We start from the raw sequence: 24,183 nt of genomic DNA, 5'->3' as shown, positions 1-24,183 counted from the left end.
GCAAATATACTACTATTTTTTAGTTACAAAACAATATTTCTACAACTATTTTAGACAAAATTATACTTTTAATTTTTTAAAAGTATAGAATGCTTTTATACGCTTTCGCGAAAGCGTAATTAATATAATTTTAATCAGTAGTGTTGTGACTTATACCACCTTTCCAAATTTTCATAGACCCTCCTTAAAGCATTTTATACATTTTACATATTTTGAGTATCTTACCCATAATTAATTGTATACTAATATGAGACTCTTCTTACTATTTGTAATGTGTATAGCATCTACAGCCATCGCTCAAAATCCAACTTTTGGAAAATGGAGCATTGAACATCAAGACAAAACGCTTTCCTATCGGATTTTAAAACCTGTAGATTTTGATGAATCAAAACAATATCCTCTTCATATTTTCTTACACGGCGCAGGAGAACGTGGAGATGATAATGAAGCACAACTTGTACACGGTAGTAAACTATTTATAGAGCAAAATTCAAAATATCCCGCTATTGTTATTTTTCCGCAATGTCCTGAAGATGATTACTGGGCACAAACAACATTTAGTAGAGATGAAAAAAGAGGTACTAATGTATTCAAGTATCCAAAACAAAGTAAACCTACTTGGGCAATGAGTGCCTTAATCGCATTGGTAGATTCCTATTTAGAAGAAGATTATATAGACACAAGTCGTGTGTATCTAAGCGGTCTGTCTATGGGTGGTATGGGTACTTTTGAGCTTCTTGCAAGAAGACCAAACGTATTTGCTGCTGCCACTCCTATTTGCGGAGGTGGTAATCCAGAAACGGTAAGCAAATGGGCAAAAGAAACGCCTGCTTGGATTTTTCATGGTGTTGAAGACAAAGTAGTTCCTGCAATTTACTCTAAGAAAATGTATAAAGCGATTTTAAAAGAAGGTGCCAAGCCTAAACTTACATTATACGATTATGTAGGTCATAATAGTTGGGGACGTGCTTTTGCAGAAAAAGAATTCCTCTCATGGATCTATAGTCATCAAAGAAAATAAAAGACCAATGGACAATAAGAAACTAGATGCAATATTTCATACACTTATAGATGATATAAAAGGAAGTTATGGACACTGGCAATTTACCCTTGGCGATACACAAATCATCTGTCTTACGGATGAACTTCATAACAGAATGCGTTTTATGGCACCTATCATAGAAGTATCTAAAATGACAGACGCAGAAATGACAGCTAGTCTAGAGGCAAATTTTCATACCGCATTAGATATCAAGTATGCAATTTCTGACGGTGTCTTATGGGCGGTATTTATGCATCCGCTTCGAGAATTGACAGAAGGGCAAATAGAAGATGCCATACAACAAGTATATGCTGGTGCTCAAAATTTTGGAACGTCTTATAGTAGTTCTAACTTGTATTTCCCTACAAAAGAAGATCGTAAAAACAGGATGAATTAAATACAGAATATCACCCTTTTAAAGCTATTATTAGCCCTTCATTTTACGTACATTTGTGTTGTAAAATTTGATACAAATGAAAAACACTGCATTAACCGCAATACATGAAGCATTAGGAGCAAAAATGGTTCCTTTTGCTGGATATAATATGCCTGTTTCTTATGACGGGGTAAATGTTGAACACGAAACCGTACGTAATGGCGTAGGCGTTTTTGATGTCTCTCATATGGGAGAATTTCTTATTAAGGGAGATAACGCATTAGATTTTTTACAACGCATCTGTTCTAATGATGTTTCAAAAGTTGGTATCGGTGGTGCACAATACAATTGTTTGCCTAATGAAGATGGCGGTATTGTAGACGACTTAATCGTATACCGCATACGCGAAGACGAATATCTAGCCGTCGTTAATGCATCAAATATAGATAAAGATTGGGCTTGGTTTAACAAGCACAACAGTTTTGGAGTAGATCTTAGAAATATCTCTGAAGATTTTTCGCTTCTTGCTATTCAAGGACCAAAAGCTGCAGAAGCAATGCAATCTCTTACTGAGGTTGATCTTTCTACTATTAAGTTTTATACCTTCCAAATAGCCTCATTTGCAGGGGCAGAAAACGTAATCATTAGTGCTACTGGATATACAGGTAGTGGTGGGTTTGAAATATACTGTCATAACAAAGATGCAGAGACTATCTGGAATAATGTATTTAAAGCTGGAGCCGATTGGGATATCAAACCTATTGGTCTTGCAGCACGTGATACATTGCGTTTAGAAATGGGATACTGTTTATATGGTAATGATATAGACGACACTACATCACCACTAGAAGCAGGATTAGGATGGGTGACTAAGTTTTCTAAAGACTTTGTAAATAGTGAAGCTCTTAAAGCTCAAAAAGAAGCAGGTGTTACAAAGAAACTAGTTGGTTTTGTATTAGACGAACGTGGAATACCACGTCAAGGATACGATATCGTAAATGACGAAGGAACAAAAATTGGTCATGTAACCTCTGGTACGATGGGACCATCTGTTGAGAAAGGAATTGGTTTAGGGTATGTAGAAACTGCCTATTCTAAAGTAGATTCAAAAATTAACATACAGATACGCAAGAAAGCAGTCCCTGCTACCGTTGTAAGACCACCATTCTATAAAAAATAGTTTGACATTTTATCATACAATATAAAGTTAGCTATAGATTAAGAATCAAAATAATCTGTAGCTAACTTACTTTAAAAATTCCCCCGATTATCGCTTATAAAAAATCAAAAGATAAAGTCCTTATTCTAGGAGCCTCTGGCTTTCTAGGGGCTGCTTTATACAAGGAGTTATATCGGTACTATGACACTTATGGCACCTATCATTCTGGCCGAATTTATAGTGACAACAAGCATTTTTATAGATACGATCTTGTCGAAGATGACATTTTTGAATTGCTCAAAGAAATAAGGCCTTCTGTTATTATTTCTTCTTTACGAGGACCGTTCCCTGCCCAATTAGAAGCTCATGAACTTATAGTACAATATGCAGCGATCAGTAGCTGTAGGCTTATCTTTTTATCCAGTGCAAATGTGTTTGATGCCTTTTCTCATTACCCTAGTTATGAGAATGATAAAACCTTATCTGAGAGTATTTACGGGAAACTCAAAATACGTATAGAGACTTTACTTATGCGTAATCTCCCAGAAAAACAATATGCCATTGTACGATTGCCCATGGTTTTTGGTGTGCAATCAGAACGCTTGCGCGAAATAAAAAACAATATTCTTTTAGGAGAACCTATTGAAGTGTTTCCGCATTTGATAATCAATACTACTACCGACTCAAAATTTAGCCAACAGCTACATTATATCATTAACCGAAAGTTACACGGTATTTTCCACTTAGGAAGTAAAGACTTGATACATCATAAAGAGTTTATAAACGATCTCGTTACTATGCTTGACCTTAACCTTAAGCCTGTCTACAAAAATGTGTATACGAGTAACTTTGATCGATACCTCGCTGTGCTACCAAGAGACAACAAATTGCCAAAGCATTTAGGCATCACCAATGAAGAGGTAGTTGCTGGAAGCCAGAAGTTGTAGGCTGAAAGTCATAGTCTCTTCTAAAGTTTATCCTGAGCTTATCTAAACTTATAGTAGATTTGTATAAAGACACACCTGTCTTTTATAAAGTAGTTGTGCCTCATTTTTGCAGCTATAGAAAAAGTAAATACTAATCTAAAATAAGTTCTATGACAAAAATGAATCCATACATTTATTTTAATGGTAATTGTGAAGAAGCCTTCAATTTTTACGAAGGAGTTTTTCGAAAAAAGATTTCATACATTGGACGCTATAAAGATGTTCCAAAAAAAGATAGACACATTTTCCAAGAAATGGACGAAAAGAAAATCATGCATGTCACTTTGGATATTAGTGCAGAAACAAGTTTGAATGGAGCTGATTATACAGAAGGATATGAAGAGTCAAAAGGATATAGCAACTTTGGCCTTATCATTCATACAGACGGTAAAGATGAAGCTGACAGGTTATTTAACGAACTCTCCGAAGGTGGACAAAAAACATTACCAATGCATATGACATTCTGGGAATCTTATTATGGTAATTGCATTGACAAATTTGGTATTACCTGGAAGATTACTACGTAATTAAAACAATAAAGCAATTCATTAGACGGACAAAAAAAGAATGCACAACAACATGTATAATTAATTGTTAGAGTGTCTATCTGCCAATTGGAAGATTCTCCGAATTTCCCTTAGACTCGTCCCCTTTTGCTATCTTAGTTGCTAAACTGTAACTAACCATATACCTAACGTTACCCACAATTCTAGATCACATGCAAGAAACAATTAAAGTAACCATGGATGATTTGGTATTCGATTGCCGAACTGATGGTGATAAAGAAGACGAATTAGTGATTTTTTTACACGGATGGCCAGAAACTTCATATATGTGGAAAAAATTAATGTCTACTTTTTCCGAAAATGGGTTTTACTGTGTCGCACCAAATTTAAGAGGATATAGTAAAGATGCTTGCCCGAAGGGTAAAAAACACTATAGCATATCTAAACTAGCTAAGGATGTTATAGGCATTTCTAAGTTTCTCAATAAATCAAAATTTCATCTTGTCGGGCATGATTGGGGATCAGTCATAGGTTGGAAAGTAGTACATGACTATTCAGACAGTATTTTAAGTTGGACTGGAATCTCTGTGCCACATCTGCAAGCTTTTGGAAAAGCAATCGTCGTTGATAAAGAACAAAGCAAGATGAGTCAATACATAAAAAAGTTTCAGTTACCCTATCTTCCAGAAAGACTAATTAGAAAAAACGATTTTAAAACATTAAAATGGTTATGGAAGAATAGTGAACCTACTGAGATTGATGATTATTTAAGCGTTTTCAAAAATCCAAAACAACTCACAGCTTCCATCAATTATTACCGTAGTAATTATAAGTTATTAAAGAAAGCTGCCAAAGATCAAATACTTGGAGATATTCATGTTCCCACTTTATTTATTTGGGGAAATAAGGACATTGCGATAGGTTCTTATTCTGTAAACGAAAGTCATCAATACATGAAAAATGAATACGAATTTATAGAATTAGATGCTGGTCATTGGTTAATACAAACAAACTATAACGAGTTAAAAGAAGCTATTACTAAGCATGTTAATAGGAACAAGAGCTGTATATAATTAATTATTGAATCATTTGATAGTATCACAAAACAAATATGATTACAACATTAGCTATAATAGAAGACAGCTTTAAAATAACTGGAATAGGCATTCTTCTTGAATTAAAACATAATCAACTGGGATTGGCTGAATCAACAAAGTTAATTTCCGAAAAGTCTGGAAAAATTTGGATAATTAAGACAAGAGTCCTTTTTGACCATGCCGTTGATGAGCAACAAATATTTAAAATAGAATCGACAAATTATATGCACTTGAATTTTCGATCTGTTGAAAAAAAACAAGCATCAATAGAGAGAGTAAAGGAAAGAGAGTCTAATAACATTTACCAGTACCTTGTTGAACCAATTGACCACAACGAAAAGCCAGAACAAGGAGAAAAGTTAAAAATAAACTACCCGTAATGAGATGTATAATGCATAACAATATTCATAAAACCAATTAATTATAATAATACAATACAGATGGAAATTTTAGATTGGATACAACATTGGTTCAAGAACAATTGTGACGGAGATTGGGAACACGGAGATGGAATCCAAATAACCACCTTGGAGAATCCAGGATGGGATGTAGAAATTGATATATCAAAAACTTCAATAGCCAATTTTAACCTCGAATGGATCCTTAACGAAAATGGAAAACAAGATTGGTACGGTGTGAAAATCGAGAATCAAAAGTTTAATGCAGCTGGTGACTCTGGAAAACTAATATTCCTATTAAACTTATTCAAAGAAATGATAGAGAAAATCGAAAATTAGTACCTTGTAACAAATCAATACATCTAGTTACATGAAAACCAACATCATCTTTCTATTTCTTATTGTCAGCATAGGCTTTACAAGTTGCCAGCAAGATACTTCTCATACTAAAAAAGGCATGGTTAAAGTAACAATCCTATATCCAAATAGTGATGGAAAAACATTTGACATGGATTATTATTCTAATAAACATATGCCTATGGTGGCAAGCCTTTTAGGCGAGTCCTTAAAACACGTAGCCATTGATCAAGGAATTGCGGGTGGGAGACCCGATGCTCCTATTCCCTATCTCGCTATTGGTTATTTATACTTTGATTCCCTTGAAGCATATCAAGAAGTTTTTGGGCCTAATGCAGAAAAAATCATCGGTGATATCCCGAACTATACCAATAGTCAGCCTGTGGTACAAATCAGTGAGATATATCAATAATTGTATAATCAGAAGTCTATCATAACATATAACATCATGAAAAAAATATTTGCAGTACTCATCTGTACATTTCTCTCTCTAGGAATCAATGCACAAAACATTATTGGTGCTTGGGAAAGTTATACCACTTCCGATACTGGGGAAAAACTAAGAAACGTAGTCATTTTTGCCGATGGATACCAAGTCCTAACGACTTATAATGCAACTACTGGAGCATTTATTCATACAAATGGAGGTACTTGGACATTAGAAGGTGATGTCATAACAGAAAAAGTAGAGTTTCATACAGATGCTTCCGAACGTGTAGGTACTAAGAGTCGTTTTAAAGTAATCATCACAGATACTACCATTCAGATTGTGGGCAATGACATGATCCTACATAGAATAGATAACGGAACCCCAGGGAAATTACAAGGTGCTTGGTTAATGTCTGGAAGAATACGAGATGGGAAAACCCAAGTGCGTGATACCAATAGACCAAGAAAAACTATGAAAATACTCTCTGGCACTCGGTTTCAATGGATCGCTTATAATACAGAAACAAAACAGTTTATGGGAACAGGCGGTGGAACTTACACAACGATAAACGGTCAATATACTGAGACCATTGAATTCTTTTCAAGAGATGATTCCAGAGTTGGGCGTAGTCTACCGTTTACCTATGAGCTTATTGATGGCGCGTGGCATCACAAAGGATTCTCTAGCAAAGGAAATCCTATACACGAGATTTGGAGTATAAGAAAATAATCTCCCATAAAGAATGTGAAGTTTTGGCTATTAAAAAGTATTGAAAATTTCTATGTTATTTTTCTCTTAAGTACGCTTTCGCGAAAGCGGAATTACGTACATTACATATATAATAAAATTCGAATTTTATAACTAAAATAAGATAGATATGAAACTTACAGAAGCACAAATTAACGATCGTTTAGAAGATTTTCCAGATTGGGAATATGAAGATAATGCGATCCATACTACTTTAGAATTTGAAAACTTTAGAGAAGTTTTTTCGACTATGACGCGTATTGCCTTTGAAGCAGAGCGTTTACAACACCACCCAGATTGGAGTAATGTATATAATGAGCTATCTATAACATTATCTACACACGATCATGGAGGTGTTACTGAAAATGATTTTGAACTTGCTGCTGCCATTGAGGATATTCTCAATGCATAGATACTTTGATAAGTCTTACTTTTTATTATTTTTACAGACTTAAATCAACTACTTCGGGATACAACCACGGAGTATAATTTGAAAACTGACTTTTTAATTTTGATAACAAAGTCATAAAATGAAGCCCTCTGGAGGGATTAAAGATTATATATGGGAAGAGCATTTGAGTTTAGAAAAGCACGTAAAATGAAACGTTGGAGCGCGATGTCAAAAGCGTTTACACGTATAGGAAAAGATATTGTGATGGCTGTAAAAGAAGGCGGTCCTGATCCTGATAGTAATTCTAAATTACGTGCCGTTATTCAAAATGCAAAGTCTGTAAACATGCCCAAAGACAATGTGGAGCGTGCTATAAAGAAAGCAAGTGACAAAAGTCTTGGAGATTTTAAAGAAGTGATTTTTGAAGGTTATGCGCCTCACGGAATTGCTATTCTTGTAGAAACAGCTACAGATAACAATACGCGTACCGTTGCAAACGTACGTTCCTATTTTAATAAATGTGATGGAAGCTTAGGTACTTCTGGGTCTGTTGTATTTATGTTTGACCATACCTGTACATTCCGTATCAATGCAGAAGGACAAGACGTGGAAGAAATCGAACTTGAATTTATAGATTATGGAGCCGAGGAAGTTTTTCAAGATGAAGAAGGGATTCATATTTATGCTTCTTTTGAAAGTTTTGGTGCGATTCAATCTGCATTAGAAGAACACGGTGCTGAAATTTTATCTTCTGGATTTGATCGTATTCCTCAGGTTCTCAAAAAACTTACACCAGAACAAGAAGCAGATGTCAATAAACTCCTAGAAAAAATAGAAGAAGATGATGATGTCCAGAATGTATTCCATACAATGGAAGCCACCGAAGAAGAATAAACATCTTCATTTTTAACAATTATAAAAAAAGCCACAATATGTGGCTTTTTTTTATGGCTAAGAAATATCGTTTTTGCAAACTAATAAGTGTAGAAATCATTTATTAATAACATACCTTTACTGATACGCAACCTTTTATAGAATTGTAAGTCCTACATATAAACAATAACATCACTATGAAAAAACTATTACTTCTTATCTTATTATGTACTTCATTGCACATGTCTTCTCAAATCACCATAGACGAAAGCATGACTCCTCAACAACTTATAGAGTCTATATTTCTTAACAATTCTGTGGTAGATGTGACCAATGTACAATCACAATCTGGAAGTGATTTTGGCAATGTTAACAGTATTGCGGCATTCTCTAATGCAAGCTCAGACTTTCCTTTTTCGGGAGTTATACTAACGACAGGAAACGCGACTGAAGCACCTGGACCTAACCTCACTAACCAAAACGAAGGTGGTTGGGCTGGTGATGCTGATATCGAAGTATTTACAGACATTTCAAGTTCGAATGATGCTACTTTTTTGCAGTTTGATTTTGCACCATATGTAAATATGTTGAATCTCAGTTTTATACTCGCATCAGAAGAGTATAATCAGAACTTTGAATGCTCGTTTGCAGACTCATTTGCTTTTATCCTTACCGATCAAAATACAGGTATCTCAGAAAACATAGCACTAATTCCTGGAACAAATATGCCCATTTCGGTAACTGGTATACATCCTGAAGTCCCTGGACAATGCCCCGCAATAAATGAAGATTTTTTTGGGCTATATAATTTTGAGCCTTTTAGTCCTATGAATGATTCTGCGACCAACTTTAACGGACAAACAGTAGAAATTATGGTCGCTACAGAACTTGTTGTAGGACACGAATACACGATAAAACTAGTCATAGCAGATAATCTAGATACTATTTTTGATAGTGCTATCTTTTTAGCAAGTGAATCTTTCGGTTTTCAATTAGATCTAGGGGTGGACAGAATGGCAAGTAACGACAATGCTCCTTGTGGTAATAGTATAGAAACAGTAGGAATTCCTGAAGATGAAAACACTACCTACCAATGGTTTGAGTTAAATCCATCTACAAGTATATATGAAGCTATCAGTGGAGAGACTAATAGCAGATTAGATATTACAACTTCTGGTGATTATAGATTGGAAGTTACTGCTGCAAATAATGCGGTACTTATGGATGATATTACTGTTGAGTTTGAGGGAGATTTTGGCTTAGGAACTCCTAATGATATTTTTATAGATGAAGGAGATTTTGACGGGATGGCGATCTTTGATCTTACTGTAAATGTGCCGATGATCCTTAATGGAGAAAACCCTGCTGATTTTACCATCAATTATTATGAAACACTACAAGATGCCGAAGCTGAAACAAATGTTATCGCCACACCTACTATGTATCAAAATATAGCAAATCCGCAAACAATATATGTAAGAACAACTAGTCTTGCTACAGGCTGTAGAGCAATCTCAGACTTTTTATTAGAAACCGATGTGCTTTCTATAGATACTGAAGATAACCAGTTGTTTTCTGTATATCCTAATCCAACATCAGATGTTGTAAATCTTCGCTTTTTTAATCAAAATGAAACGGTAGATATACACATCTTTGATATTCAAGGAAAACTCATTAAAGAAGAAATATCTATAGCTAGTACAGATCAAACAATTGACATACGTACATTATCACAAGGCCTATATTTTATACAGGTGCGTAGTGAGAATAAAGTTTCCGTTTTAAAATTATTAAAAGAATAGTACATCCCTTTTACAATAGATGTATAAAAAAGTATAGCAACTTCCTGAAGTTGCTATACTTTTTTTTGTAACTCAAAAGGTAAAAAACAGTCTAACGTTACAATAGATATATAAAATTGATATGGCAAAAAAATATAGAAAACGTAAACTACTAGCAATACTCATTGTTATAGGCTGTATTACTGTTTTATATATCACACATTACGTATTACCATATGCTATTATATCTCGTCATAAGCAACCCTTAACCATCACTCCTTCAGAAGTGGGGTTACAAGCAGAAGAAACTTCATTTATGATTAATGACAGTCTTCATTTAAAAGGGTATTGGGTCACTCCTAAAGAAGGGAAACCACAAAGTGTTCTCTTATTATTACATGGTATTGGTGGTGGCAAAGAACATTTTTATAAGCTTGCAAAATCACTAGCAGAGCAACAGATTGCTTCTGTCGTATATGATGCTCGTGGTCATGGAGAAAGTGATGGTCAATACATATCGTATGGATTTTATGAGAAACAAGATGTATCTGTCATTGTCGCAGCTACTAAACAACGATATCCTGACATCCCAATTGGGATATGGGGAAACTCTATGGGAGGTGCTGTAGCGTTACAAGCACTGGCTATAGAACCTCAACTTGATTTTGGAATTATAGAAAGTACCTTTACAGATCTTAATCAGATTGTATATGACTATCAGAAACGATATTCGTTTGGGATAGCATTAAAACCGATATGTGATCATGCCTTAAAACGTGCTGGAGACATTGGAAAATTTGATCCAAAACAAGTACGCCCTATTGATGCAGTTACAAACATTCATCAATCCGTTTTTATCGCTCACGGAACAACAGATCCAAATATTAATTTCAAATATGGACAAGCGCTTTTTGAGAATTTAAAAACAGAAGACAAGACCTTTTATCCGGTAGAAGGTGCCAATCATTATAATTTATTTGAAGTAGGTGGTGATGCGTATGTACAGGCAATCATGGAGTTTATTAATAAACAAAAGTCAACTACTTTACTCTCCCTGCAATCCGATCTTTTGCCAGTTGCAGAATAGTGTGAAACTGGTCTTCAACGTTGGTTTCTGTATTGTCTATCTCAATAGCATCCTGTGCTTTGACGAGTGGTGAGTCTTTACGCGTCGTATCTATCGTATCACGCTCTACAACGTTACTTAATACAGATTCATAGGTGATAGCATCACCGCGTTCTAAAAGCTCTTGATAACGTCTCTTTGCGCGTTCTTCGGCGCTGGCAGTCATAAATATTTTAAGTGCCGCAGTAGGAAAAACAACAGTACCTATATCACGTCCATCCATCACAATTCCCTTCTCTTCTCCCATACGTTGTTGTTGCTCTACGAGTTTTGCACGTACTTGAGATACAGTCGCTACTGGACTTACATAAGAAGATACTTCAAGGGTACGGATGTACTGCTCTACATTTTCACCATTCAAGCATACATCTGCTTTTCCAGTAGAAGTGTTTTTTACAAAAGTGATTGTAATTTCATCAAGCTTATCTATTAATGATTCCTTATCAAAAAAACCATCGCTTATCAATCCTTTGCGCATTGCATATAAAGTAACAGCACGATACATTGCACCTGTATCTACATAAATATACTCAAGCCAGTCTGCAAGTTGCTTTGCGACCGTGCTTTTTCCTGTAGAGGAATATCCGTCTATGGCTATGGTAATTTTCACGAAAGTGATATTAAGAATACGAATGTAGAAATTAGAATTATAGGGACGAAATAATATATGTGTTTTTTATTAAGACTGCAAAATACTAGAAACAAATGAATTTTTATAATGTCTTAAAAATCAGTTATTGTAAGTCAATATTTAATCCAAATAAGCTACTTGAAGCTGCGCTGTTAAAACGAGCATACGCATAATTAAAACGAATTTTATTGATCTTAATTCCAATTCCTGCACTGATCCCTGCAAAGCTTCGCTGATCAATAATACGCAATTCTTCACTACGTCTAAAGTTATATCCAAATCGGATATTAAACCCGCTTTTAGGAAAAAGCTCTACACCAACAATTGCATGGCGTATTACATTATCTAGAATCCCTATTTCTTCTCCTGTAGTATTTCCATCAAGATCTGTGATCCCACGTGCTTCATTTTCAAAAGCGATATTCCATAATTGTAGATTCTCAAAAGTAAGGTGCCAACGTATAGGAACGTTAGGTAAAATCTGAGAGATACCAGCATCTATCTCTAAAGGTAGTTTCTCAAAGGTATCTACATAAGGGGTGATTTGTGTTCCTAGGTTACGAACCACTGCTGCTATATTAAGATCCCATTTTTCATAATTATAAATAAATCCAAGATCTGTTGCCACTCCTAAAGAAGTAAATTCTTCTAGTTTTGATGTAATAAACTTCACATTTGCACCTACATGAAAATCAGTATATGGGATATTAACTGCATATCCTAATGATAAAGCTGCTTCTCCTCCACCAAAATCTCCAGTTGGGTTTCCGCTTTCGTCTCTTCCGTCAAAGGTTCCGTAATTGATATAGGTTATTCCTGCGTGAATGACCTGTGTTCTTCTATCCCATAAATAGGCATAACTCGCCGTTCCATAGTTTATGTCTGCAAGGAAGTTTACGTAGTTTACAGAAAGTTGATTATCCATCCTATAATTAATCGTTGCTGGATTATATAGGGCAGAATCTGGGTCGTAATCGTAATTTGTGATGACTTTTCCTCCTAAAGCTGCTTGTCTAGGTGAGGTAGTAAGATTGAGAAATTGATAAGTCGCTCTACCACCCAATTGTGCATGTGCTATTGTGGATAGTAGGATTATTAAGAAAAAAACATATTTCTGCATGCAACTCATTCTAGTCTTTATACTATTATACTGCCTTTTTTAGAAGTAACAAGTACTCTCTCAAAACGTGTACAAGTATAATATATTTTGGTAGGAGCATAAAATATAAAGGACGAGATATTTCACTCGTCCTTACATATTATTTTTTTTCTCTATTTACAGCTTTTTTGCATTCTTCACTTTTTGCTTTGTAAGTGCTAATTCTAGGACTTCACTCATCTCTTTTACATAGTGAAATGTAAGTCCTTTTAGATACTCAGCATTAATCTCTTCGATATCTCGACGGTTTTGCTCACACATTAAGATTTCTTTGATTTTTGCACGTTTTGCTGCAAGGATTTTTTCTTTGATTCCTCCTACAGGAAGGACTTTACCTCGTAAGGTAATCTCTCCTGTCATGGCAATGCTCTTCTTCACTTTACGCTGTGTAAAAAGGGATACTAATGAGGTAAGCATGGTAATACCTGCACTTGGTCCATCCTTTGGAGTAGCTCCTTCTGGCACGTGAATGTGTACATTGTATTTATCAAATATGTCTGTATTAAGACCTAATAACTCTGCATTTGCTTTAATGTACTCCATGGCAATGGTAGCACTTTCTTTCATCACTTTTCCTAAATTTCCAGTGATGGTCAATGCTCCTTTTCCTTTTGAAAGTGCAGATTCTATAAATAGGATATCTCCTCCTACGCGTGTCCAGGCAAGTCCAGTGACAACACCAGCAACATCATTATTTTCATATTTCCCGCGTTCTAATCGTGGAGCACCTAGTACTTCTATAATATCATTGTTTGATACTTTGACATTATATTCTTCTTCCATCGCAATGTTTTTTGCGCCATAACGTACCATTTTTGCGATTTGCTTTTCCAAACCACGTACTCCGGACTCACGAGTATATCCTTCTACTATTTTTTCTAGTTGAGGCTTTGCAATTTTAAGTTGGGTGTCATTCATCCCATGCTCTTCTATTTGCTTAGGTAGTAAATGACGTTTTCCTATTTCTACTTTTTCTTCTATCGTATATCCAGTCACATTAATAATCTCCATACGATCTCGCAATGCTGGCTGAACCGTATTAAGGCTATTTGAAGTTGCAATAAACATCACCTTAGAAAGGTCAAATCCCATTTCTAAGAAGTTATCATAAAACTCACTGTTTTGTTCTGGGTCTAGTACTTCTAATAATGCAGATGATGGATCTCCTTGATTTCCTGCACTCAATTTATCTATTTCATCTAGAACAAATACAGGGTTACTTGTTCCTGCTTTTTTAAGGCTTTGTAAAATACGTCCTGGCATCGCTCCGATGTATGTCTTACGATGTCCTCGGATTTCTGCTTCATCACGAAGTCCTCCTAAACTCATACGTACATACTCTCTTCCTAATGCTTCTGCGATGGATTTTCCTAAAGATGTTTTTCCCACTCCTGGAGGTCCATATAGACATAGGATAGGTGACTTCATATCATTACGTAACTTTAAAACAGCTAGGTATTCTATGATACGACGCTTTACATCTTCCAATCCGTAATGATCTCTATCTAATATTTTCTTAGCACGTTTTAGGTCAAATTTATCTTTGCTAAATTCATTCCAAGGTAATTCTAAAAATAGATCTAAGTAATTGCGTTGTATGCTATACTCTGCTACTTGCGGATTCATACGTTGCATTTTTGCAAGCTCTTTATTAAAATGCTTTGCTACTTTCTCGTCCCATTTCTTGTCTTTAGAGCGCATACGCATCTCTTCTATCTCATCTTCGGCAGAGACCCCTCCAAGTTCTTCTTGAATGGTTTTCATTTGTTGATGTAAGAAATATTCACGCTGTTGCTGGCTCATATCACTTTGCACCTTGCTCTGAATATCATTTTTAAGCTCCAATTTCTGGCGCTCCATATCCATAAAAGTAAGTGTTTCTAATGCACGCTTATGAAGGTCGTTTACTTCAAGTAATTGTTGTTTTTCTTCAACAGTAAGATTCATATTAGAACTCACAAAGTTGATTAAAAACGAGTTACTCTCTATGTTTTTAATTGCAAATGATGCTTCTGAAGGGATATTTGGAGAGTCTTGTATGATTTGTAAAGACAGGTCTCTTATAGAGTCAATTGCTGCTTTAAACTCTTTATTCCCTTTTGCTGGGCGTTTTTCTGGATATTCAGAAATACGAGCCATCATATATGGTTTTTCAGAAGTAACTTCTGTGATTTCAAAACGTTTCTTCCCTTGGATGATGACTGTTACATTTCCGTCAGGCATTTTAAGTACTCGTAAAATACGTGCAACAACACCTACTTTATGAATATCATCTGCTGTTGGGTTTTCTACTTCTTCATCTTTTTGTGCAACAACTCCTACGACTTTTCCGCCTTTATTTGCTTCATCTATAAGCTTGATAGAGGTATCTCTTCCTGCCGAAATAGGAATAACGACTCCTGGGAAAAGTACCATATTACGCAATGGTAAAATAGGAATACTATCCGGTAGATCTTCTTTATTAATCGCTTCCTCGTCTTCTGGAGTCATTAAAGGGATTAACTCTGCATCTCCATCTATATCTTGCAATGACAATCTGTCAAGGGTTGTGAATTTTGGTTTTGCCATATCGTATGTACGTCATAATGTCACTTTACTAGTCACTTAGACGTTTTATTTTTTTTTATTAATTATCAGCATATTACACTTCTGTACATAAAAACTCCATAAATACGCTGTCTTGTACATATAGAAGTCAATTGTTGTGCCAATTTGTTATTTTTCAAAAGCAGATATCCTTAAATTTTAATACTTTTTTTGCTTTCGCGAAAGCGATAAAACACATTTTAAAAAGTTTATAATACAAAATTAAAATAAAGGAAACGACAGGGAACCCCTATAAAAACAATCTCTTCACTATCTTTAAAGTAGTCGTATTGATATAGATGTAAAATATTTTTTCACGAAAGTGTAACAAAATAGAAAACGACACATCTTTATACCAGAAACAACCAAAATAAAGTGACGCTAACCAATCGCGATATTATTGATCTAATTCCAATGTGTAAACGTGGAGAGCAAGGTGCACAATTAGAAGTGTACAATCGCTACTACAAAGCCATGTATAATACGGCGCTACAGATTGTAAAAGATACTGCCGAAGCAGAAGATGTGATGCAAGAAGCATTTCTGAATGCTTTTACAAAGTTGGATAGTTTTAAAGGAGAAGCTTCTTTTGGGAGTTGGTTAAAACGGATTGTTGTAAATAAGAGCTTAAATAGCTATCAACGCACAAAACGTCTAGATGAAACTCCTCTCGAAGATCACTTATATCGTATAGAAGATGATGCAGATGCAGATGGTATTACCGAAGCTGACTTAAGTCAAGTAAAAGCGCAAGAAGTGATCCAGGCTATGAATCAATTAAAAGATAATTACAGACAAGCATTATCTCTTCATCTCATTGAGGGATATGACTATGAAGAAATGAGTACCATATTAAATGTAAGTTATGCCAATTGTAGAACGGTGGTGTCGAGAGCAAAGGAAAGCTTACGTAAATTATTAAACAATCATGAAGAAGGATTCTATAGAACAACTATTTGATCGATTAGAAGGTCAATTGCAAGTAGCAGAACCTAGCTCAGATCATAAAGCTCGGTTTTTAGAAAAGCTACAGAGCACACAAGTACAAGAAGAAAAGCCTGTACGCAAACTCAATTGGTGGAAACCACTGGCCGTTGCTGCAAGTATTGCACTTGTTTTTATGATTACGCTTTCGCCAAAAGGAGACACAGAAATAAGAGAACTTGCCGATGTCTCTCCAGAAATGGAACAAACGCAAACATTTTTTACGCAAACCATAGAAAGAGAGTTGTTTGAATTACAACAACAAACAACTCCAGAAACACAAGCGATCGTAGATGATACTATTAAAAGACTTGATAAACTTGAAACTGCATATGATGAACTAAAAGATGATCTTGCAGAAAGTGGACAAGACAAAAGAGTTATTTATGCAATGATTAATAATTTTCAGAATAGAATTGATCTTTTACAGCAAGTGCTAGAACATATAGATGCTATCAAAAATTTAAACGATTTACATTCTTCTACAATTTAGAAGACTGGTTTACAACCAAAATATTATGAAAACAAAAATTAAAATACTTCTTTTTATCCTTATAAGTATCCCCACTATTGCACTTGCATACAATGGCTTTAAAGGGAAATATACTAAAGAAAAAAAAATAAAGAAGGAATATACCGTAAATCCTGATGCTCGATTAAAAATAGATAATAGCTATGGGAATATAAATGTTGTTTCTTGGAATGAGAATCGCATCCTTATCGAAGTTTTTATCAAAACGAATGGAAATAATGAAGAAGCGGTACAAAAAAAAATGGATGAGATCGACGTAGATTTTGAAGGGAATGCAAGCTTTGTAAGTGCTACTACAAAATTAAATAAAGGCAGTCGTTCTTGGTGGAGTAGTTGGAAAGATAGCAATGTAAATAGAGAAATACGATACGAAGTAAAAGTGCCTGTAACCATCGATGTTGATATTAGCAATGACTATGGAGGAATCTATATTAATGAGATACAAGGGAACACAAAAATAAACTGTGATTATGGTAAACTTATCATAGGTAAGTTACTAGGGGATAACAATAGCTTAAACTTTGACTACACAAATAATGTCACTATAGAGTATATGAAGAGTGGTCGTATTACCGCAGATTATTCAAGTTTTACAATAGAAAGTGCAGGTAATATTGACTTAAATGCAGATCATACAAGAAGTGAATTTGGGGAAGTAGAAAATCTAAATTATGTATGTGACTATGGAAGACTTAAAGCTGGTACTACAGGAGTACTTGTAGGACGAGGAGATCATTTAACGACAACATTTGGCACTGTAAACGGAGATGTAAACCTCAACACAAACTATGGTTCTGTACGTATAGATGAGTTAAGCGCTAATGCTGGTGATGTAATCATCCAAAGTGATTATACAGGAGTCAAATTAGGGTACAACAGTAATTACAACTTCACATTTAATATCTCTCTTGAATATGCTGGACTGAGTGGTCAAGGTGATTTAGAGTTTTCAAAAAAACAAGTTGAAACTGGGGATAAATATTATGAAGGGTATTATGGAAATGCCAATAGCCAAAACAATATAAATATCAACTCTGAATATGGAGGAGTTGCCTTAAACAAATTATAAATAAATCAATCTAAAATCGAATATTATGAAACAAATAATCACAATCTGTCTAGTCTTAGTAACTTCATTGCAAGTACAAGCGCAATGGTGGGGTAAAGGAGTAAAAGGAAATGGTAATGTAACTACAATCACACGATCTGTAGGAACGTATGACGAGATCAATGTAGGAGGTTCTTTTGATGTAGAGTTAGTTGCTGGAACAGAAGGTACTATCACTATAAAGGGAGAAAGTAATTTATTAGAATATATTGTTACAGAAGTAAGAGGAAATGCGCTTAAAATTAAAGTAGTAAACAATAAAAATATACGCAGTACTAAGAAAATTAAAATCACCGTTCCTTTTCAGGATATAAGTGAAGTATCTCTTGCTGGGTCTGGAGAAATGTGGAACAAAGATCTTATCAAAGCAACAAACTTTAAAACAGCTGTAGCTGGGTCTGGAGATCTTACTTTAAAAGTAGATGCAGATAATATAGATGCTAGTGTTGCTGGGTCTGGAGATCTTACATTAAAAGGAAATAGTAGAGATATAAAAGCTAGTGTTGCTGGGTCTGGAGAGATACATGCAAAGGAATTAAAAGCAGATAATGCTATTGTAAGTGTTGCTGGTTCTGGAGATGTTGCTATAAATTGTAGCAAAAGTCTTAAAGCACGTGTAAGTGGTTCTGGAGATATTGAGTATTATGGAAACCCAGATAAACAAGACACAAAGGTATCTGGTTCTGGTAAAATCTCTATGAACTAGAAAATGTCTATCGTATAGTTCAAAAAAAGGCGCTCCTTCGGGAGCGCCTTTTTTTTGGCTTTTAGATTTTAAATAAAATAATCCTAGATATCTATCACCTTTTCAAAATTAAAAGTACGATGCTCATTCATTCCTAAATACCCTAATTGATTGGTGATCATCTTGGTTTTTCCTATCGTAAAATCAGGAAGATTTCTATGACTATGCCCATAGATCCAATAATCGATATCAGACCTTGAAATAAAGTCTGTCTTATCTACACAAAAGGCATCATTTAAAACACTTCTCATAAACTCTTGAGCATTGCAGGCATCACTTGGAAGATGATGCGTCACAACGATCTTTTTACCTTCTTTTGCAACTTCCTTTTTTATAAACTCAAAACATGCATCATGAATGGTATTAAAATCATTTATCGTAAACGGATTTCCTTGATACTTAATTCTTCTAAAATCAGTCATTCCTCTATAAACTTCGAGAATGTTCTTTTGAATTTTAGACCATAGTGTAGAAAATATAAAGTGAACTCCTTCTATGTGTTCTGTCACGTTATGGACTAGTACCACATTTTTTTTTATCTCTATTCGAGAACTATTCATCGCAGTAGCTACATCAAATCCTCCATAATACTCATGATTTCCTGGAATGAGGTATGTCATTTTAAATTCATCAGATACTTTTTTAATAAAATCTAAAGATTCAAAATTCTTATCTAGATGGAAAGTATCGCCTGCAATAATAAGTACCTCTCCCTTAGCCACCAATGGATGTTTTTTTAACCAATCACGATTTTCTTTAAACTCAAGGTGCAAATCAGAACATAATTGAATAAGCATATTTTTTCGATTTTATGTATAAAAAAAGAGGCGGTATGACCGCCTCTTTTTTTATATATTTTATAGCAGTCTTCTTAGATCTCTATATTGATAATTCCTCCAGTTATAGTAATTACATCACCATCGGCATTCATCATAGGTCCTGAGAAAGTTCCTACAATCATCACTCCATCATTTTGAGTGATCTCACTCATAAATTGAGGATCACCATTTAAAACAGGTAGAAAAGCAACACCGTCTATAGTAAGTACAACACCTTGAATAATGTTTTCTCCCGTTTGTTGTAATACGACTGTAAACTCAAAAGTATCAGTTGTATCTATATCAGTTGCAGTTACTTCAAATGTAGAGCCATTAATAGGAGCCTCGGCTACATTAAAGTTTTTAAATTCTCCATCTATAGTCATTCGTACTGGCCCATCATCTTCAGGGATAGAACAATCACCTAGCTCATCTACAATAGCTTGTAAACTTCCATCTTCATCTCCACAAGCAATAATTTGTTCTTGTAAAGCTAATGAGTAGTTACCACAGGCTTCAACATAGGCCATTTCATCTGCAATATCTGTCATATTAAATACTGCGAGAGCGTCTTCTGTAGCTGTAATAGCAGTAGCACAAGCAGGGTCCATACAATTTAACCCATCAATAATAGCTTGTATACTTCCATCTGCATCTCCACATGCTGTTATTTGTGCTTCTAAAGCTGTTCTATAAGCATTACATAAGGCCAATTCGTTATCAGGAGTAGCATTTTCAAATGCTACTTGAGCATTTGTAGCTATTGCTGTTACATCATCACAAGAAGAAGGGTCTGGGTCTGGATCAGGGTTCGGATTAGGGTCTGTATCTTGATAAAAGACTGAATTACTAAAGGTGTCTCCCTCATTAACAGATATCTCAGCTGTCATCGTTGATATCTGAAGATCAGAAATCCTAACTATAAAGTTTGGAACTAGTTGTCCTGGAGTATTAACATCATTTACTTGTATTAAGCCATTTCCTTCATCTATATATTGCCAAGTACCAGATCCCTCTGTTGTACCTAATCGTTGTTGAAAAATTCCACTAGAGGAAAAAAACAAGTCCGTAGCAAAGTCATCACTGTCAAACCACCATTTGTCTAGGAGTAGTTCACTATCTCCTGAGTCAGGAAAGAACTCTCCTTCTAATTGCTCATCATCACAAGAAATAAAGGTAATTGTTGTTAGTACTAAAAGAAGGGATAAATAGTAGGATATTTTTTTCATTCTGATTTAGATTTGTAAACTTCAAACGCAAACTTAAGTAAAATATTTTACTCTCATTTACTAAAATGTCTCAATATAAACAATGCTTAGATAGATCATCTTCTAGTATACGCTTTCGCGAAAGCATACTATTAAAAATAGAACCTAATTATTTCCCTTCTTTAGGAACTCTTCTTAACAAGAGAACACCTACACCAAAAAATAAGATTAAAAAGATAATAGAATATCTCATACTTCCTGTAAGTTCTTGCATGGCAAGAAACATAAGCATTCCAAAAACAATTCCTATCTTCTCAGATACATCATAAAAGCTAAAATACGAGGTAGTATCATCTGTTTCTGGAAGAAACTTCGCATAAGTAGATCTAGAAAGTGCTTGTACTCCTCCCATCACTAAACCTACAACAGCTGCTGTTATATAAAACTGAATAGGGGTATATACAAAAAATGCCCAGGCACAAATCGCAATCCATATGATATTGATCACAATAAGTGCTTTGATATTTCCAATTCTTGCCGATAATTTTGAGGTTAACGTAGCTCCAACGACTGCGACTAACTGGATTAACAAGATACTCACAATAAGTCCTAGAGTCTTATCTGTCTCTCCCCAATCCAATTCTTCGGCTCCAAAATATGCTGCTGCTAGCATTACCGTCTGTACTCCCATACTATAGACAAAGAATGCAATAAGGTATGCTTTTAAACGAGGTTTATGATGCATCTCTGCCCATATGGATTTAAGTTCTTTAAATCCTTGATAAAAAACACCCTTAGATAAGGTACCATCACTCTTATTTCCTTTAGGTAAATACTTATAGGTATACTGACTAAATACAATCCACCATACTCCTGTGAGTATAAATGAATATTTCATCATATCAACTTGATCTTTAGTTTCCTCTTGACTCATGACCATGCCAAGACATATCAAAAGAAGGATCACACTCCCTATATATCCTAAAGAAAACCCTTTTGCACTGATACTATCATGTTGATCAACATTTGCTATATCTGGTAAATACGAATTATAAAAAACGAGACTACCCCAGAAACCAACTAAAGCCAGTAGATATAGCGTAAGTCCTATAAAAATGTGATCAACAGAAAAGAAATATAATCCTATAGTACTCAACGCTCCTAAATAGCAAAAGAATTTCAGGAAGAACTTTTTATTTCCTAAGAAATCGGCTACTCCAGAAAGTAATGGAGATATAATCGCTACAATGGAAAAAGCAACGGCTGTAGTTCCAAAAATCAAAGAACTACTCTTCCACTCTACTCCAAAAACTACTTGTGTGTCTCTTCCTGCTATTGAAAAAATAGCATCATAAAAAATGGGAAATATAGCCGATGCGATGACCAGACTATATACCGAATTTGCCCAATCATAAAATGCCCACGCATTTAAAAGCTTCTTACTTCCTTTTTCTAATTGTGTCTTCATATCACTAAAATAAGAAAGCTACACGATTGTGTAGCTTTCTTATCAAGATATTATTGTAAAATGTTCTTAATTAAAATCTGTAACGCCAAATTTTGCAGCTTCTTTTACTGCAACTGGTGCCATTCTAGTAAGGTTTGCAATTCTAGAATCATTAGAAGGGTGTGTGCTTAGTATTTGTGGCGGTGCTTGTCCTCCACTGTTTGCTTTCATACGTTTCCATAAATTTGCTGCTTCATAAGGATCGTACCCTGCAATGGCTGCAATTACAATACCTATTTCATCTGCTTGTGTCTCGTGAGAACGGCTAAAAGGAAGCATTCCTAGCACTTGTGATCCTACTCCATATAATTGCATCACTGCTTGTTGTTGCGCTGGAGTTGTATCACTTAGCCCTGCTCCTACTGCTACACCGAGTCCAACTCCTTGTTGGATTTGTGCTGCACTCATACGCTGTGCTCCGTGATCAGCCAGTGCATGTGCAAGTTCATGCCCCATCACCATGGCAAGACCTCTTTCTGATTGCGTTATAGGTAATATTCCTGTGTAAACAACAATCTTACCACCTGGCATTGCCCAAGCATTTACGGCATCATCATTTACTAGATTATATTCCCATCGATAATCCTTAAGGTATCCTGGTTCTCCTAATGCTGTAAGGTATCGCTCTGCGGCTACTGCAATTTTTTCGCCTACGCGTTTTACCATATTTGCATCGGCAGTACCTGTCACTACATTATTTTCAGAAAGAAACTGATCATATTGCTGAAACGCTAATGGAAATAGTTGATCGTTGCTTACAAAATTTAAGGTCTTCTTGCCTGTAAAAGGACTTGTCTTACAAGCACACACTAATACAACAGTTAGTACAAGAGTAAATAATTGCTTTGTTTTCATGGTCATCATTGATTTAAGTACACTAAAGTTACAAATAACTTTAAAAACTCTATAAACTCTAGGCGATAAAACTTCAATTAAGATTAAAATCGTTTTTATAAGGATGAATGACACATAATAACACATTTTAAAATGAGGTTTAATGGGTAACCGCTTTCGCGAAAGCGGACTCTTGAGAAAAATCATCTAGATAAAATACTTATGTACCAAGTGTCATTTCTGAGTTCTTTTTACGACTAAAAAATCGATTAAACGTATTTTTACAAAAAGAAAAATTATGATAAAACAATGTATACTCGCTTTATTTGCATTGGTCTTAGTAAGTTGCAATGGAAAAGCGCAAGAAAAAACACCAGAAGTCTTTCCTGTTCATAAAACAGATGCCGAATGGAAAGCAGAACTTACTCCTGATCAATATTATATTTTACGTAAAGCGGGGACAGAACGTCCGTTTTCTAGTGACCTAAATAAGAATTATTCAAACGGAACTTATAAGTGTGCTGGATGTGGTATTGCTCTTTTTGAAGGGCAACATAAATTTGATAGTGGTACAGGATGGCCAAGTTTTGATCGTCCTATAGAAGGAAACGTAACCTACTCTACAGATCGTAAATTAGGATATACACGTACAGAAGAGCATTGTGCAAATTGTGGTGGGCATTTAGGTCATGTCTTTACAGATGGACCTAGAAATACAACAGGAAAACGTCATTGTATTAATGGTGATGCTCTTGTATTTGAACCAGAAGGTTAATAATATCTTATCTTAGTATTAAGTATA

At 35.0% G+C, this 24,183-nt stretch carries 26 protein-coding genes; 19 read left to right on the top strand and 7 right to left on the bottom strand.

The window, feature by feature from the left end:
* Positions 1-247: 247 nt before the first annotated feature.
* From ABJD27_RS03000 to ABJD27_RS02935, 14 genes are all read left to right on the top strand, one after another.
* Entirely contained in the window at positions 248-1,021 is a 774-nt protein-coding gene (locus tag ABJD27_RS03000; RefSeq protein WP_348171282.1) for a prolyl oligopeptidase family serine peptidase, read from the top strand.
* 7 nt (positions 1,022-1,028) lie between these two features.
* A complete protein-coding gene (locus ABJD27_RS02995; protein WP_348171285.1) occupies positions 1,029-1,439 on the top strand; it encodes a hypothetical protein in 411 nt (136 codons plus the stop codon).
* 76 nt (positions 1,440-1,515) lie between these two features.
* Positions 1,516-2,598, top strand: a complete 1,083-nt coding sequence (gcvT, locus tag ABJD27_RS02990) for a glycine cleavage system aminomethyltransferase GcvT (RefSeq protein WP_348171288.1) — start codon at positions 1,516-1,518, stop codon at positions 2,596-2,598.
* A 77-nt stretch (positions 2,599-2,675) separates the two neighbouring features.
* A complete protein-coding gene (locus tag ABJD27_RS02985) occupies positions 2,676-3,524 on the top strand; it encodes a sugar nucleotide-binding protein (protein WP_348202006.1) in 849 nt (282 codons plus the stop codon).
* A gap of 149 nt (positions 3,525-3,673) precedes the next feature.
* Positions 3,674-4,090, top strand: a complete 417-nt coding sequence (locus ABJD27_RS02980) for a VOC family protein (protein ID WP_348201996.1) — start codon at positions 3,674-3,676, stop codon at positions 4,088-4,090.
* Between the two features lie 191 nt (positions 4,091-4,281).
* Positions 4,282-5,142: an alpha/beta hydrolase gene (locus tag ABJD27_RS02975; protein ID WP_348171294.1), complete on the top strand. Its 861-nt coding sequence runs from the start codon at positions 4,282-4,284 to the stop codon at positions 5,140-5,142.
* Positions 5,143-5,180: 38 nt separating this feature from the next.
* The gene (locus tag ABJD27_RS02970) at positions 5,181-5,546 is read left to right on the top strand and encodes a hypothetical protein (protein WP_348171297.1); all 366 of its coding nucleotides are present in this window, start codon (positions 5,181-5,183) and stop codon (positions 5,544-5,546) included.
* A 60-nt stretch (positions 5,547-5,606) separates the two neighbouring features.
* Complete coding sequence (locus tag ABJD27_RS02965; protein WP_348171300.1) at positions 5,607-5,903, top strand: immunity 53 family protein; 297 nt, start codon at positions 5,607-5,609, stop codon at positions 5,901-5,903.
* Positions 5,904-5,934: 31 nt separating this feature from the next.
* A complete protein-coding gene (locus tag ABJD27_RS02960; RefSeq protein ID WP_348171303.1) occupies positions 5,935-6,333 on the top strand; it encodes an EthD family reductase in 399 nt (132 codons plus the stop codon).
* Between the two features lie 36 nt (positions 6,334-6,369).
* Positions 6,370-7,080 (top strand): membrane or secreted protein, encoded by a 711-nt coding sequence (locus ABJD27_RS02955; protein ID WP_348171306.1) that lies wholly within the window; start codon positions 6,370-6,372, stop codon positions 7,078-7,080.
* A gap of 148 nt (positions 7,081-7,228) precedes the next feature.
* Positions 7,229-7,510 (top strand): 4a-hydroxytetrahydrobiopterin dehydratase, encoded by a 282-nt coding sequence (locus ABJD27_RS02950; RefSeq protein WP_348171308.1) that lies wholly within the window; start codon positions 7,229-7,231, stop codon positions 7,508-7,510.
* 150 nt (positions 7,511-7,660) lie between these two features.
* The gene (locus ABJD27_RS02945) at positions 7,661-8,383 is read left to right on the top strand and encodes a YebC/PmpR family DNA-binding transcriptional regulator (protein ID WP_348171311.1); all 723 of its coding nucleotides are present in this window, start codon (positions 7,661-7,663) and stop codon (positions 8,381-8,383) included.
* Between the two features lie 176 nt (positions 8,384-8,559).
* Positions 8,560-10,164 (top strand): choice-of-anchor L domain-containing protein, encoded by a 1,605-nt coding sequence (locus tag ABJD27_RS02940; protein WP_348171314.1) that lies wholly within the window; start codon positions 8,560-8,562, stop codon positions 10,162-10,164.
* A gap of 121 nt (positions 10,165-10,285) precedes the next feature.
* Entirely contained in the window at positions 10,286-11,230 is a 945-nt protein-coding gene (locus ABJD27_RS02935; protein WP_348171317.1) for an alpha/beta fold hydrolase, read from the top strand.
* Here ABJD27_RS02935 and cmk read toward each other — a convergent pair.
* The 3 genes from cmk to lon form a co-directional block, all read right to left on the bottom strand.
* On the bottom strand, positions 11,184-11,879 hold the full coding sequence (gene cmk, locus ABJD27_RS02930) for a (d)CMP kinase (protein WP_348171320.1): 696 nt from the start codon (positions 11,877-11,879) through the stop codon (positions 11,184-11,186). The genes ABJD27_RS02935 and cmk overlap by 47 nt on opposite strands.
* A gap of 124 nt (positions 11,880-12,003) precedes the next feature.
* Positions 12,004-13,020: a type IX secretion system protein PorQ gene (gene porQ, locus ABJD27_RS02925; RefSeq protein WP_348171323.1), complete on the bottom strand. Its 1,017-nt coding sequence runs from the start codon at positions 13,018-13,020 to the stop codon at positions 12,004-12,006.
* A 156-nt stretch (positions 13,021-13,176) separates the two neighbouring features.
* Positions 13,177-15,627: an endopeptidase La gene (gene lon / locus ABJD27_RS02920; protein ID WP_348171326.1), complete on the bottom strand. Its 2,451-nt coding sequence runs from the start codon at positions 15,625-15,627 to the stop codon at positions 13,177-13,179.
* 432 nt (positions 15,628-16,059) lie between these two features.
* On the opposite strand from lon, the gene ABJD27_RS02915 reads away from it, so the two are divergent.
* From ABJD27_RS02915 to ABJD27_RS02900, 4 genes are read left to right on the top strand one after another with little or no spacing between them, the layout of a single operon-like run.
* A complete protein-coding gene (locus ABJD27_RS02915; protein WP_348172026.1) occupies positions 16,060-16,605 on the top strand; it encodes an RNA polymerase sigma factor in 546 nt (181 codons plus the stop codon).
* Entirely contained in the window at positions 16,574-17,122 is a 549-nt protein-coding gene (locus ABJD27_RS02910; protein ID WP_348171329.1) for a hypothetical protein, read from the top strand. Before ABJD27_RS02915 ends, ABJD27_RS02910 begins: the two co-directional genes overlap by 32 nt.
* 25 nt (positions 17,123-17,147) lie before the next feature.
* On the top strand, positions 17,148-18,230 hold the full coding sequence (locus tag ABJD27_RS02905; RefSeq protein WP_348171332.1) for a hypothetical protein: 1,083 nt from the start codon (positions 17,148-17,150) through the stop codon (positions 18,228-18,230).
* Between the two features lie 25 nt (positions 18,231-18,255).
* Positions 18,256-18,975, top strand: a complete 720-nt coding sequence (locus ABJD27_RS02900) for a head GIN domain-containing protein (protein WP_348171335.1) — start codon at positions 18,256-18,258, stop codon at positions 18,973-18,975.
* 83 nt (positions 18,976-19,058) lie between these two features.
* On the opposite strand, the gene ABJD27_RS02895 is transcribed toward ABJD27_RS02900, so the two are convergent.
* From ABJD27_RS02895 to ABJD27_RS02880, 4 genes are all read right to left on the bottom strand, one after another.
* Positions 19,059-19,811 carry a metallophosphoesterase gene (locus ABJD27_RS02895; protein WP_348171338.1) on the bottom strand — a complete coding sequence of 251 codons (753 nt, stop codon included), beginning with the start codon at positions 19,809-19,811 and terminating at the stop codon, positions 19,059-19,061.
* Positions 19,812-19,885: 74 nt separating this feature from the next.
* Positions 19,886-21,061 (bottom strand): hypothetical protein, encoded by a 1,176-nt coding sequence (locus ABJD27_RS02890; protein WP_348171341.1) that lies wholly within the window; start codon positions 21,059-21,061, stop codon positions 19,886-19,888.
* A gap of 148 nt (positions 21,062-21,209) precedes the next feature.
* On the bottom strand, positions 21,210-22,508 hold the full coding sequence (locus ABJD27_RS02885) for an MFS transporter (RefSeq protein ID WP_348171344.1): 1,299 nt from the start codon (positions 22,506-22,508) through the stop codon (positions 21,210-21,212).
* 66 nt (positions 22,509-22,574) lie between these two features.
* Positions 22,575-23,402, bottom strand: a complete 828-nt coding sequence (locus ABJD27_RS02880) for a M48 family metallopeptidase (protein WP_348171347.1) — start codon at positions 23,400-23,402, stop codon at positions 22,575-22,577.
* A gap of 277 nt (positions 23,403-23,679) precedes the next feature.
* Here ABJD27_RS02880 and msrB point away from each other — a divergent pair, with 277 nt between their 5' ends.
* The gene (gene msrB, locus ABJD27_RS02875; protein WP_348171349.1) at positions 23,680-24,156 is read left to right on the top strand and encodes a peptide-methionine (R)-S-oxide reductase MsrB; all 477 of its coding nucleotides are present in this window, start codon (positions 23,680-23,682) and stop codon (positions 24,154-24,156) included.
* Positions 24,157-24,183 lie beyond the last annotated feature (27 nt).

It is taken from the genome of Dokdonia sp. (genome assembly GCF_039945015.1).
In the GTDB taxonomy this organism is placed as follows: domain Bacteria; phylum Bacteroidota; class Bacteroidia; order Flavobacteriales; family Flavobacteriaceae; genus Dokdonia.
The sequence above is the reverse complement of the archived record's forward strand: the minus strand, read 5'-3'. Positions and strand labels throughout refer to the sequence as shown.